Source organism: Pseudomonas sp. Sample_10 (assembly GCF_004321495.1).
In the GTDB taxonomy this organism is placed as follows: Bacteria; Pseudomonadota; Gammaproteobacteria; order Pseudomonadales; family Pseudomonadaceae; genus Aquipseudomonas.
The window spans coordinates 24,565-36,950 of record NZ_RCOE01000237.1 but is presented as its reverse complement, the minus strand read 5'-3'; the positions used below and the strand labels follow the sequence as shown (position 1 = coordinate 36,950).

Genomic DNA, 12,386 nt, shown 5'->3' with positions numbered 1-12,386 from the left:
TGGTCATGCTCTCTACCAAGCGTGCCCGTCAACTGGCCACCGGCGGCAAAGAGCCGAAAGTAGCCTGGGAAAACGACAAGCCTACCGTCGTCGCCCTGCGTGAAATCGCTGAAGGCCTGATCGACTACGCAGCTATCGCTGAAGCCGAAATCGTTGAAGATGAACCGCTTTTTGCTGCATTCGAGGACGAGTCCAACGAGGCCGTCTAAGCCTATGCCTGGTCGACGTAGCACGGCGCGGGATCACAGCTTACGGCAGGAGACATCATGCCGAGCATAGACGCCCTCGCCGATCGCTTATCGACCTACCTCGGCAAAGACCAGGTCAACCTGGTCCGCCGAGCGTATTTCTACGCCGAACAAGCCCACGACGGCCAACGCCGACGTAGCGGCGAGGCGTATGTCACGCATCCTCTTGCCGTGGCCAATATTCTTGCCGACATGCACATGGACCATCAGAGCCTGATGGCGGCCATGCTGCATGACGTGATCGAAGACACCGGTATCGCCAAGGAAGCGCTGCAAGCGCAGTTCGGCGAAACCGTGGCCGAACTGGTCGATGGGGTCAGCAAACTGACCCAGATGAACTTCGAGACCAAAGCCGAAGCCCAGGCCGAAAACTTCCAGAAAATGGCCATGGCCATGGCGCGTGACATTCGCGTGATCCTGGTCAAGCTGGCCGACCGCCTGCACAACATGCGCACGCTGGAAGTGCTGTCCGGCGAAAAACGCCGGCGCATCGCCAAGGAAACCCTGGAGATCTATGCGCCCATCGCCAACCGGCTGGGCATGCACGCCATCCGCATAGAATTCGAAGACCTCGGCTTCAAGGCCATGCACCCGATGCGTTCCGCGCGGATCTACCAGGCCGTCAAACGCGCCCGGGGCAACCGCAAGGAAATCGTCAACAAGATCGAAGAGTCCCTCGGCCACTGCCTCGCCATCGACGGCATCCAGGGCGAAGTCAGCGGTCGGCAGAAACACCTCTACGGCATCTACAAGAAAATGCGCGGCAAGCGTCGGGCCTTCAACGAGATCATGGACGTCTATGCGTTCCGGATCATCGTCGACAAGGTCGATACCTGCTACCGCGTGCTGGGTGCTGTACATAATTTGTACAAACCGCTGCCGGGTCGCTTCAAGGACTACATCGCGATTCCCAAGGCCAACGGCTACCAATCGCTGCACACCACACTGTTCGGCATGCACGGCGTACCGATCGAGATCCAGATCCGCACCCGCGAAATGGAAGAAATGGCCAACAACGGCATCGCCGCCCATTGGCTGTACAAATCCAGCGGCGACGAGCAGCCAAAAGGCACGCACGCCCGCGCTCGCCAGTGGGTCAAAGGCGTGCTGGAAATGCAGCAGCGTGCGGGCAATTCGCTGGAATTCATCGAAAGCGTGAAGATCGACCTGTTCCCGGACGAGGTCTACGTGTTCACGCCCAAAGGCCGGATCATGGAGCTGCCCAAAGGCTCCACGGCGGTCGATTTCGCTTACGCGGTGCACACCGATGTCGGCAACAGTTGCATTGCCTGCCGGATCAACCGCCGTCTCGCGCCGCTGTCCGAACCGCTGCAAAGCGGCTCCACGGTCGAGATCGTCAGCGCGCCCGGCGCGCGGCCGAATCCGGCGTGGCTCAATTTCGTGGTCACCGGCAAGGCGCGGACACACATCCGCCATGCGCTCAAGCTGCAACGTCGCTCCGAATCCATCAGCCTGGGCGAACGCCTGCTGAACAAGGTCCTCAACGGTTTCGACAGCTCGCTGGAGAAAATCCCGGCCGAGCGGGTCAAGGCGATGCTGGTTGAATACCGCCAGGAACTGATCGAAGACTTGCTGGAAGACATTGGCCTGGGCAATCGCATGGCTTATGTGGTGGCTCGTCGACTGCTCGGCGAAGGCGAACAGTTGCCAAGCCCGGAAGGTCCGCTGGCAATTCGTGGCACCGAAGGGTTGGTACTCAGCTATGCCAAATGCTGTACGCCAATCCCGGGCGACCCGATTGTCGGCCACCTGTCCGCAGGCAAAGGCATGGTCGTGCACCTGGACAACTGCCGCAACATCAGCGAAATCCGTCATAACCCGGAAAAATGCATCCAGCTGTCATGGGCCAAAGATGTCACCGGCGAATTCAACGTCGAGCTGCGCGTGGAGCTGGAACACCAGCGTGGCCTGATCGCGCTGCTGGCCAGCAGCGTCAACGCGGCCGACGGCAACATCGAGAAAATCAGCATGGACGAACGCGATGGTCGTATCAGCGTGGTCCAGTTGGTGGTCAGCGTGCACGACCGTGTACACCTGGCCCGCGTGATCAAGAAACTGCGTGCCCTCACCGGGGTGATTCGCATCACCCGCATGCGTGCATAGCGCGCAAACGTAGCCACCTCTTACAAGGAGTCATCAATGACCAAGACCGTTATCACCAGCGACAAGGCCCCGGCCGCCATCGGTACTTACTCCCAGGCGATCAAGGCAGGCAACACCGTTTACATGTCCGGTCAGATTCCACTGGACCCAAAGACCATGGAACTGGTTGAAGGCTTCGAAGCCCAGACCGTCCAGGTGTTCGAGAATCTCAAGGCCGTGGCTGAAGCCGCCGGCGGTTCGTTCAAGGACATCGTCAAACTGAACATCTTCCTCACCGACCTGAGCCACTTCGCCAAGGTCAACGAGATCATGGGCAAATACTTCGACCAACCGTACCCAGCTCGCGCCGCTATCGGCGTAGCAGCCCTGCCCAAGGGTTCGCAGGTTGAAATGGATGCCATCCTGGTCATCGAGTAATGCGTGCGGCGCAGCCTATGGCTGCGCCAACGGCTCTGCTGTAAAGAAAGCTTGAAAGGATTCCACCCATGCGCAAAGCGCTTGCTCTTTCGCTGCTCGCCCTGTTCCTGGGCGGATGTGCCAGCGACCCTGCCGACCGTGATATCAGCGGCACCTGGATCAACCAGGTGGCGATTGACGCTGCATCCAAAGGCGTTCCCCTGCGTGAAGCGCTCCAGGCCTATGGCCCGAACCTGGAATGGGACGTCAACACCAAGGCCGGCCAGGCCCGCTACACCAATGGTTTTGAAAATGTCGACGGCAAGCTGCTCGGCGAAGAGTCCGGCGCCTGGAAAATCGACTTTTATGGCAGCTCCGGTAGCGAGCTCAAGCGCGACGGCAAACAATTGAGCCAGGCCGCCAGCGAAAACGAACCGGCCCAGGTCTTCGACCGTGCGTCGATTCCGGTACCGGATGGCGCTCCGATCGGCGCCAGCTTTGAACGCGCGCTGTATTCAGCCTACATGGGCGGCAGCTGGAAAGTCGTCAGCGGCCCCGGTGAAGGCAATACCGTGCAGTTCCAGGCCGACGGCCAAGTGACCGGCCTGCCAGGGAGTGACCGCTATGCCCTGTGTCTGGCGGGTGATTGCGCATCGATGAGCGGCGGCAACGACAACATGTGGCTGCAACTCAACGGCCAGGGAAATGCCTGGATCTTTGCCCGCAAAGGCAAAGAACTGGAAATCTTCCAGACCGTGAACACCGCGCAGGCGGATGAAATGCCCCAGTTCACACCGGGTGATCGCAAGTGGTTGCTCGAGAAACAATAAGCAACCCATTGAAAGCCACCCGCTTGTAGGAGCCGGCGTGCTGGCGATAGGGCCTTCAAATTCAACATCTGCTTTGAATCTGATACTGCTATCGCCAGCAAGCCGGCTCCTACAGGTTTTCGGGTGACTGAACGTCAGCTGCGGCCTTCAAGAATGGCGGCATAGCCTTCACGAAAGCTCGGATACTTTGGCGTCCAGCCCAACGCTTTCGCCCGTGCATTGCTGCAGCGCTTGCTGCCCGTGCGCCGCACGCTGGCATCATCGGCCCATTCGGTCACACCCAGATACTCGCGCAACCAGCCCACGACATCCGCCAACGCTGCCGGTGCGTCATCGACGCCAATGTAGACGTCATCCAGCTTCACTGCGCGCCGATCCGCCTCAAGCAGGCACGCCATCAACCCAGCGGCGTCATCGGCATGAATCCGGTTGCCATACAGCGGAGGATCGACCGCCACCCGGTACCCGCGGCGGACCTGAGTCAGCAGCCATTCACGACCCGGACCGTAAATACCGGTCAAACGCACGATGCTGGCTGGAATGCCGCTGTTGAGCGCGATCTGTTCGGCTTCGAGCATCACTCGCCCAGAGTAACCAGCCGCGATGGCCGGCGAAGTCTCGTCGACCCATTCGCCCGCCTGCTGGCCGTAGACACTGCTGCTGGACACGAACAACAGGCGATTGGGCACCTGCCCATAATCGTCGAGCCACTCCAATACATGCTGTAAGCCCTGGATATAAGCGGCACGGTAGCCCGCCTCATCGTGATCGGTGGCGGCTGCGCAATAGACCACGTAATCCACCGCACCGACCGGCCAGGTCTGCGGGCAGTCCTTATTGAACAGGTCGCCGGCAACGCCGATGACCCCCTCGGGCAAGCGCGAAACGTCACGCCGCAACCCATGGACCTCCCACCCGCCAGCCAGCAGTTGCGTGGCGAGACGGCTGCCGACATCACCGCAACCGGCGATTAAAACAGAAGGCGCGGACATCAGAAAAACTCCCCTTGGAAACGCACAGACTAGCCTCGGCAATGGACGAGCGGCTAGCAATGAAGGAAAAAAAGATACTCTATTACTTTTGTTAACAAGAATTACTTGCAATAATGCACGCCACTTTTGTTCTCGGCCCTTCGAGGCCTGGAAGAACATAACCCGTTTTTCTCTCTCAGGTCCGGCCAGCATGACACGCAATCAACTCCCCGCTTCGCCAACCAAACGACCTCGCGCCTGGAGCGCAGTGGCCGCCGTGCTGCTCAGCCTGATGCTGGCGCCGACCGCCGCCTTCGCAGACGCACAAGCGCCTGCCACCCCGGCCGCCGCCGCATCCACCCCGGCCGAAAACGCCGCGCCTGTCGCGATCGACCCGGCCCAGCCAGCAGCCGCTTCGCAAGCGCTCGGCGAAAACGTCCCTGAAGTCCTCGAAGCCGACAACAGCCTGGGCATGGCGCATGACCTGTCGCCATGGGGCATGTACCAAAACGCCGACATCATCGTGAAGCTTGTGATGATTGGCCTGGCCATCGCGTCGATCATTACCTGGACCATCTGGATTGCCAAAGGCTTTGAGCTGATGGGCGCCAAGCGTCGTCTGCGCAGCGAAATCGCCCACCTGAAAAAAGCCACCACACTCAAAGAAGCCAGCGCCTCTGCGACCAAGCCGGGCACCCTCGCCAACCTGTTGGTCCATGATGCCCTGGAAGAAATGCATCTGTCGGCCAGCAGCCGCGAGAAAGAAGGCATCAAGGAACGCGTCAGCTTCCGCCTTGAGCGTCTGGTAGCAGCTTGCGGCCGCAACATGAGCAGCGGCACCGGCGTTCTTGCCACCATCGGTTCCACCGCTCCGTTTGTCGGCCTGTTCGGTACGGTGTGGGGCATCATGAACAGCTTCATCGGTATCGCTAAAACCCAGACCACCAACCTCGCCGTCGTGGCTCCCGGCATCGCCGAAGCCTTGCTGGCGACCGCTCTGGGCCTGGTCGCTGCGATTCCTGCGGTGGTGATCTACAACGTGTTTGCGCGCTCCATCGCCGGTTACAAGGCGCAGGTGTCCGACGCTTCGGCGGAAGTCCTGCTGCTGGTCAGCCGCGACCTTGATCACCAGCCTGAGCGCAGTTCGCATCCGCACATGGTGAAAGTGGGGTAATCGGCCATGGGCCTGCATTTGAAAGAAGGCGCAGACGACGATCTGGCCGAAAACCACGAAATCAACGTCACGCCGTTCATCGACGTGATGCTGGTGCTGTTGATCATCTTCATGGTGGCGGCGCCGCTGGCGACCGTGGACATCAAGGTCGACCTGCCCGCCTCCACCGCCAAACCGGCGCCGCGGCCAGAGAAACCGGTGTTCCTCAGCGTCAAGGCCGACCAACGACTGTTCCTCGGCGACGACGAAGTGAAAGCCGATGCTCTTGGCGCCACCCTCGACGCCAAGACCCAAGGCAAGAAAGACACGACGATCTTCTTCCAGGCCGATAAAGGCGTGGATTACGGTGATCTGATGAGCGTAATGGACAACCTTCGCTCGGCCGGTTATCTGAAGGTCGGCCTGGTCGGACTCGAGACGGCAGCCAAAAAATGATCGAGACGCGCCATAAGTTGACGCGTTACAGCGGTAGCCTGGCCATCGTGCTGGGTGTTCACGCGCTGGCCATCGCGCTGGCGCTGAACTGGACCGCCCGCCCGCCCATCGAACTGCCGCCGCAGGCAATGATGGTCGAGCTGGCGCCGGTTCCTGCCCCGCCACCGCCGGCACCGCCAAAGGTGATAACGCCGCCACAGCCACCAGCACCGGTGGAAGAACTGCCCATCCCGAAGCTGGCCGAAGCGCCCAAAGCCGAGATTGCGGTACCCAAGCCCAAGCCGCCCAAGCCCAAGCCGAAACCACCCAAGCCGGTGGAGAAAAAGCCTGAGCCGCCGAAGGAAAAACCGTCCGAAGAAAAACCGAGCGACACGCAACCGACCCAGGCACCCACGGAGAAATCCGCTCAACCGGCGCCCGGTCCGTCACCCGCACAAGTGGCGGCCAAGGCCAGTTGGGAAGGCACTCTGCTTGCGCACTTGGCCAAGTACAAGAAGTACCCGGCCAGCGCGCAATCGCGGGGCAAGGAAGGCTTGAACCGTCTGCGTTTCGTCGTGGATGCCGAAGGTAATGTGTTGTCGTTCGAACTGGTGGGCCGCTCCGGTAACGCCGATCTGGACCGGGCTACCCTGGACATGATCCGCCGCGCCCAGCCGCTGCCCAAACCACCGGCCGACATGCTGAACAACGGCTCCATCGAAATCGTTGCACCGTTTGTTTATTCGCTGGAAAAGCGTCGACGGTAAACGTTTCCCCGCGCTCATCGGCTCAAACCAGTCTGCAAGGGCACCGAAAGGTGCCTTTTGCATATCTGGAAACGGCAAACACGCATTGCCCGGTGTCACTCAGCACATACTGTCTGATAACGTGCGTCTATCGATTGCAGCCGGTATGCTTGGCTCGCAACTTCATGGACGCTTGCTATGACTCTTACAGAATTACGCTACATCGTTACCCTCGCCCAAGAGCAGCACTTCGGCCACGCGGCCGAGCGTTGCCACGTCAGCCAACCGACCCTGTCGGTGGGCGTGAAAAAGCTTGAAGACGAACTCGGTGTGCTGATTTTCGAGCGCAGCAAAAGCGCCGTGCGCCTGACCCCGGTTGGCGAAGGCATTGTGGCTCAGGCCCAAAAGGTACTGGAACAAGCCCAGGGCATTCGCGAACTGGCACAAGCCGGCAAAAACCAGCTGACCGCGCCGTTGAAAGTCGGTGCGATCTACACCGTTGGCCCATACCTGTTCCCGCACCTGATCCCGCAACTGCACCGGGTCGCCCCGCAGATGCCGTTGTACATCGAAGAAAATTTCACCCACGTCCTGCGCGACAAACTGCGCAACGGCGAACTCGACGCGATCATCATCGCGTTGCCGTTCAGCGAAGCCGACGTGCTGACGTTGCAGCTTTATGACGAACCGTTTTATGTCTTGATGCCGGCCCAGCACCCATGGACGCAAAAAGAATCCATCGACGCCAGCCTGCTCAACGACAAGAGCCTGCTGCTGCTCGGTGAGGGCCACTGCTTCCGTGATCAAGTGCTGGAGGCCTGCCCTACCCTGACCAAGGGCAACGACGGTGCCAAGCACACCACGGTCGAATCCAGCTCCCTGGAAACCATCCGTCACATGGTCGCGTCCGGTCTCGGCATCTCGATCCTGCCGTTGTCGGCAGTCGACAGTCACCACTACGCCCCTGGGGTGATCGAAGTTCGACCGCTGTCGGCTCCGGTGCCTTTCCGCACCGTGGCCATTGCCTGGCGCGCGAGCTTCCCGCGTCCGAAGGCGATCGAGATTCTCGCTGACTCCATTCGCCTGTGCTCGGTGGCTAAACCCGCTGCACCGGTAACGGCCGGTTAAGCCAACGCCATGACCGAGTTGTCGCAAGTGTCGGTGACGGCACTCAAGGGTGTCGGTGAAGCCATGGCCGAAAAGCTGGCCAAGGTCGGTCTGGAAAATCTTCAGGACGTGCTGTTTCACCTGCCGTTGCGCTACCAGGATCGCACCCGCGTGGTGCCGATCGGTGCATTGCGCCCGGGCCAGGATGCGGTGGTCGAAGGCACCGTGAGCGGCGCCGACGTGGTCATGGGCCGCCGTCGCAGTCTGGTAGTACGCCTGCAGGACGGTACCGGCGGGCTCAGCCTGCGCTTCTACCATTTCAGCAATGCGCAAAAAGAAGGGCTTAAACGCGGCACGCGGGTTCGCTGCTACGGCGAAGCGCGTCCCGGCGCATCGGGACTGGAAATTTATCACCCGGAATACCGCGCCATCACCGGCGACGAACCGCCGCCCGTGGACGAGACACTCACGCCGGTCTACCCGCTCACCGAGGGCCTGACGCAGCAACGTTTGCGTCAACTGTGCATGCAAACCCTGACCTTGCTCGGCCCCAGCAGCCTGCCCGACTGGCTGCCCAACGAACTGGCCCGGGACTATCAACTGGCGCCACTGGCCGACGCGATCCGCTACCTGCACAACCCACCGGCCGATGCCGATGTCGACGAACTCGCCCTCGGTCATCACTGGGCGCAGCACCGCCTGGCCTTTGAAGAACTGCTGACCCATCAACTGTCCCAGCAACGTCTGCGCGAAAGCATGCGTGCGCTGCGTGCGCCGGCGATGCCCAAAGCCACCCGGCTGCCCGCCAGATACCTGGCCAACCTCGGCTTCAATCCCACCGGCGCCCAACAGCGGGTCGGCAACGAAATCGCCTACGACCTCAGCCAGCACGAGCCGATGTTGCGGCTGATTCAGGGTGACGTCGGCGCGGGTAAAACCGTGGTCGCCGCCCTCGCTGCGCTGCAAGCCCTGGAAGCGGGTTATCAGGTCGCGTTGATGGCGCCCACCGAGATTCTTGCCGAGCAACACTTCATCACCTTCAAGCGCTGGCTCGAACCGCTGGGCATCGAAGTCGCATGGCTGGCCGGCAAGCTCAAGGGCAAAAACCGCGTCGCCGCGCTGGAACAAATCGCCAATGGCGCGCCGATGGTGGTCGGCACTCACGCCCTGTTTCAGGACGAAGTGCAGTTCAAGAACCTGGCGCTAGTGATCATCGACGAGCAACACCGCTTCGGCGTACAACAGCGCCTTGCCTTGCGGCAAAAAGGCGTCGGCGGGCGGATGTGCCCGCATCAATTGATCATGACCGCCACGCCGATCCCGCGCACACTGGCCATGAGCGCCTACGCCGACCTCGACACTTCGATCCTCGACGAATTGCCGCCCGGTCGAACCCCGGTCAACACCGTATTGATCACCGATACCCGCCGCGTCGAAGTCATCGAACGGGTGCGCAGCGCTTGTGCCGAAGGGCGTCAGGCCTACTGGGTGTGCACGCTGATCGAAGAATCCGAAGAGCTGACCTGCCAAGCCGCTGAAACCACCTACGAGGACCTGACTGCCGCGCTCGGTGAGCTGAAGGTCGGCTTGATTCACGGCCGCATGAAGCCGCTGGAAAAAGCCGCAGTGATGGCCGAGTTCAAGGCCGGCAACCTGCAACTGCTGGTGGCCACTACCGTTATCGAAGTCGGCGTGGACGTGCCCAACGCCAGCCTGATGATCATCGAAAACCCTGAGCGCCTGGGCCTTGCACAACTGCACCAATTGCGCGGCCGCGTGGGCCGAGGCAGCGCGGCCAGCCATTGTGTTTTGCTCTACCATCCGCCGCTGTCACAGATCGGGCGCCAGCGCCTGGGCATCATGCGCGAAACCAACGACGGCTTTGTCATCGCCGAAAAAGACCTCGAACTGCGCGGGCCTGGCGAAATGCTCGGCACGCGGCAGACGGGCCTGCTGCAATTCAAGGTCGCCGACCTGATGCGTGATGCCGACTTGCTACCCGCGGTGCGCGATGCCGCTCAAGCCCTGCTGGAACGCTGGCCCGACCATGTCAGCCCGCTCCTCGACCGCTGGCTGCGTCACGGGCAGCAATACGGCCAAGTGTGAGCACCGTCGCAGTTTCTATCAGCTCGTTCCTACAGAGCTGGTTATACTCCTGCAATTGTTTTGAACTGGATCCAGACCATGACCGACGCAGCCCTCGCTCCCGAACTTCCGCACGCACCGTCGGTTATACGGATGCTGCTAGGCAAGCTGGGCATTGCCTATGAAGAGGTCCTGGACCATCACGGCCTGAATCCGGCGCGCAAGGTGCAAGCCGTCCTGCTCGATGACGCCGTTGGCACGCTGATGGTGCTGTTTGCGCAAAATCAGTTGCTCGACCTCAATCGCCTTACCGAACTCACCGGTCGCCGCCTCACGGCCGTACCGACTGAGCGCCTGGAAAAAATGCTCGGCAAACACAGCCTGAGCCTGCTGCCAGGCCTGCCATCACTGACCACCTCGCCCTGCCTGTACGAAGAAAGCTTGCTGCGTGAACCGAGCCTGCTGGTCAATTCCGGCGAGCCGGGCGTGTTGCTGGAGATCTCCAGCGAAGCGTTCAAATCCATGCTCAGCAAAGCCAGCGCCGCCAACTTCGGCGAAGCGCTGACCAGCATCCGCCCGAACCTCGACCGCCCCGACGATGACCGCGAGGAAATCACCCAGGCCGTTCAAGCGTTCACCGCGCGACGCATCCAGCAACGCCTGGAAGCGACCATCGAAATTCCGCCACTGGCCGAAACCGCGCAGAAAATCATCAAGCTGCGCGTCGACCCCAACGCCACCATCGACGACATCACCGGCGTGGTCGAAACCGACCCGGCACTGGCCGCGCAAGTCGTGAGCTGGGCGGCATCGCCGTACTACGCCTCGCCGGGCAAGATTCGTTCGGTGGAAGACGCCATCGTCCGGGTACTGGGTTTCGATCTGGTGATCAACCTGGCGCTGGGCCTGGCCCTGGGCAAAACCCTGAGCCTGCCCAAAGACCACCCGCAACACACCACGCCGTACTGGCAGCAATCGATCTACACCGCCGCCGTCATCGAAGGCCTGACCCGCGCCATGCCACGCGCCCAGCGCCCGGAAGCCGGCCTGACCTACCTGGCCGGCCTGCTGCACAACTTCGGCTACCTGCTGCTGGCCCACGTGTTCCCGCCGCACTTTTCGCTGATCTGCCGCCACCTGGAGGTCAACCCGCACCTGTGCCACAGCTACATCGAACAACACCTGCTGGGCATCAGCCGTGAACAGATCGGCTCGTGGCTGATGCGCTATTGGGACATGCCCGAAGAACTGGCCACCGCGCTACGCTTCCAGCACGACCCGGCCTACGACGGCAACTACGCCGAGTACCCGAACCTGGTGTGCCTGGCAGTTCGCCTGCTGCGCAGCCGCGGCATCGGCTCCGGCCCCGACGAAGACATCCCCGAAGCCCTGCTCGAACGCCTCGGCCTGAGCCGCGACAAGGCCAACGACGTGGTCAGCAAAGTCCTCGAAGCCGAAGTGCTGCTGCGCGAACTCGCCTCGCAATTTTCCCAGCCTTAAAAGCTTCGCGGGCAAGCCACGCGCCCACAGGATTTGCGCAGTGCCTGTGGGAGCGACAGTCTTCACCGTTGCCCAATGGGTCGGACAGCATCTGCACTGATCGGACAGCCTCGCCAACTTCAGTCCGCTCCCCCCTGACGCCGCTTGCGGAACTCGGCGACCTTATGCCGGTTTCCGCACAGCGCCATGCTGCACCAGCGTCGTTTGTGCGACTTAGTGCGGTCGTAAAACATCAATGAACAGTCCGCGCTTTCGCATTTGCGCACGAGGCTGAAATCACCTTCGGCCAGCAGCTCGGCGGCGGTGTAGGCCAGGCGGCCAAGGCGTTGGTTAGTGGCGTCAGCCTGTCGGAAGCGATCGAGCAGCGGGACGCCCGCTTCCTCCCAGACCAGTTGCGGCACCGCTTGCAGCAGAAAGGTATTGAGTGCCGACGGGTCCGCCACGCGATTCTCCCGGCGAGCGGCGAGCAGGTCTTCGATGCAGTCGCGCAACGTGCGCAATCGGGCGAGCAATTGCCCGTCACCCACCACCATTTCATCCGCCGGTCCGAAGCCGATCTGCTCCAGCCACTGCGCCGCGTCGGCATCGCTGGTCAGCAGATCGCGGTGCTGACCGTCGACCATCATTTGTGTGTTCAACAGGTCCAGCGCCGGATGGTCGGCCAGTATCAGGGGTGTGGGCGGTTCGATGGGGGAGGCGGTCATGACAATGTCCGGTTGAGCCGATGCGCAGATTGTAACCTATAAAAATTATTTGACTAGTTACATGCCTTGTGCAGAATACATTCCGGT

At 61.4% G+C, this 12,386-nt stretch carries 12 protein-coding genes; 10 read left to right on the top strand and 2 right to left on the bottom strand.

The genetic code is table 11. The annotated features are described in order from the left end of the window. From rpoZ to D8U18_RS23615, 4 genes are all read left to right on the top strand, one after another. On the top strand, positions 1-209 hold a 209-nt coding region (rpoZ, locus tag D8U18_RS23630), incomplete at its 5' end, for a DNA-directed RNA polymerase subunit omega (protein ID WP_131108601.1). Between the two features lie 57 nt (positions 210-266). Continuing rightward, a complete protein-coding gene (spoT, locus tag D8U18_RS23625; RefSeq protein WP_131108599.1) occupies positions 267-2,372 on the top strand; it encodes a bifunctional GTP diphosphokinase/guanosine-3',5'-bis pyrophosphate 3'-pyrophosphohydrolase in 2,106 nt (701 codons plus the stop codon). A 36-nt stretch (positions 2,373-2,408) separates the two neighbouring features. Next, positions 2,409-2,789: a RidA family protein gene (locus tag D8U18_RS23620; protein WP_003229509.1), complete on the top strand. Its 381-nt coding sequence runs from the start codon at positions 2,409-2,411 to the stop codon at positions 2,787-2,789. Between the two features lie 68 nt (positions 2,790-2,857). After that, positions 2,858-3,598: a hypothetical protein gene (locus D8U18_RS23615; RefSeq protein WP_130903797.1), complete on the top strand. Its 741-nt coding sequence runs from the start codon at positions 2,858-2,860 to the stop codon at positions 3,596-3,598. A 134-nt stretch (positions 3,599-3,732) separates the two neighbouring features. Here the strand turns inward: D8U18_RS23615 and D8U18_RS23610 are convergent, their stop codons facing one another. Further along, positions 3,733-4,590 (bottom strand): SDR family oxidoreductase, encoded by an 858-nt coding sequence (locus D8U18_RS23610; protein WP_130903796.1) that lies wholly within the window; start codon positions 4,588-4,590, stop codon positions 3,733-3,735. Between the two features lie 190 nt (positions 4,591-4,780). Between D8U18_RS23610 and exbB the strand changes: the two genes are divergently transcribed. From exbB to D8U18_RS23580, 6 genes are all read left to right on the top strand, one after another. Continuing rightward, a complete protein-coding gene (exbB, locus tag D8U18_RS23605) occupies positions 4,781-5,743 on the top strand; it encodes a tonB-system energizer ExbB (protein WP_056854174.1) in 963 nt (320 codons plus the stop codon). Between the two features lie 6 nt (positions 5,744-5,749). After that, positions 5,750-6,178: a TonB system transport protein ExbD gene (exbD, locus tag D8U18_RS23600; RefSeq protein ID WP_056854175.1), complete on the top strand. Its 429-nt coding sequence runs from the start codon at positions 5,750-5,752 to the stop codon at positions 6,176-6,178. Next, positions 6,175-6,924: an energy transducer TonB gene (locus tag D8U18_RS23595; protein ID WP_056854176.1), complete on the top strand. Its 750-nt coding sequence runs from the start codon at positions 6,175-6,177 to the stop codon at positions 6,922-6,924. Before exbD ends, D8U18_RS23595 begins: the two co-directional genes overlap by 4 nt. A gap of 177 nt (positions 6,925-7,101) precedes the next feature. Further along, a complete protein-coding gene (locus D8U18_RS23590) occupies positions 7,102-8,031 on the top strand; it encodes a hydrogen peroxide-inducible genes activator (protein WP_056854177.1) in 930 nt (309 codons plus the stop codon). Positions 8,032-8,040: 9 nt separating this feature from the next. After that, positions 8,041-10,116 (top strand): ATP-dependent DNA helicase RecG, encoded by a 2,076-nt coding sequence (gene recG / locus D8U18_RS23585; RefSeq protein ID WP_056854178.1) that lies wholly within the window; start codon positions 8,041-8,043, stop codon positions 10,114-10,116. A 78-nt stretch (positions 10,117-10,194) separates the two neighbouring features. Then, positions 10,195-11,595, top strand: coding sequence for an aminoacyl-tRNA deacylase and HDOD domain-containing protein (locus D8U18_RS23580; protein WP_131108597.1), 1,401 nt, complete (start codon positions 10,195-10,197; stop codon positions 11,593-11,595). A 119-nt stretch (positions 11,596-11,714) separates the two neighbouring features. Here the strand turns inward: D8U18_RS23580 and D8U18_RS23575 are convergent, their stop codons facing one another. Then, positions 11,715-12,299 carry an ABATE domain-containing protein gene (locus D8U18_RS23575; RefSeq protein ID WP_131108595.1) on the bottom strand — a complete coding sequence of 195 codons (585 nt, stop codon included), beginning with the start codon at positions 12,297-12,299 and terminating at the stop codon, positions 11,715-11,717. Between the last annotated feature and the right edge of the window lie 87 nt (positions 12,300-12,386).

Excerpts from the sequence above, each read along its gene's own strand:
- D8U18_RS23590 (WP_056854177.1), top strand. The coding sequence starts at position 7,102 with ATGACTCTTACAGAATTACGCTACATCGTTACCCTCGCCCAAGAGCAG.
- D8U18_RS23620 (WP_003229509.1), top strand. The coding sequence starts at position 2,409 with ATGACCAAGACCGTTATCACCAGCGACAAGGCCCCGGCCGCCATCGGT.
- D8U18_RS23615 (WP_130903797.1), top strand. The coding sequence starts at position 2,858 with ATGCGCAAAGCGCTTGCTCTTTCGCTGCTCGCCCTGTTCCTGGGCGGA.
- D8U18_RS23610 (WP_130903796.1), bottom strand. The coding sequence starts at position 4,590 with ATGTCCGCGCCTTCTGTTTTAATCGCCGGTTGCGGTGATGTCGGCAGC.
- spoT (WP_131108599.1), top strand. The coding sequence starts at position 267 with ATGCCGAGCATAGACGCCCTCGCCGATCGCTTATCGACCTACCTCGGC.
- exbD (WP_056854175.1), top strand. The coding sequence starts at position 5,750 with ATGGGCCTGCATTTGAAAGAAGGCGCAGACGACGATCTGGCCGAAAAC.
- D8U18_RS23595 (WP_056854176.1), top strand. The coding sequence starts at position 6,175 with ATGATCGAGACGCGCCATAAGTTGACGCGTTACAGCGGTAGCCTGGCC.
- exbB (WP_056854174.1), top strand. The coding sequence starts at position 4,781 with ATGACACGCAATCAACTCCCCGCTTCGCCAACCAAACGACCTCGCGCC.
- recG (WP_056854178.1), top strand. The coding sequence starts at position 8,041 with ATGACCGAGTTGTCGCAAGTGTCGGTGACGGCACTCAAGGGTGTCGGT.
- D8U18_RS23575 (WP_131108595.1), bottom strand. The coding sequence starts at position 12,299 with ATGACCGCCTCCCCCATCGAACCGCCCACACCCCTGATACTGGCCGAC.
- D8U18_RS23580 (WP_131108597.1), top strand. The coding sequence starts at position 10,195 with ATGACCGACGCAGCCCTCGCTCCCGAACTTCCGCACGCACCGTCGGTT.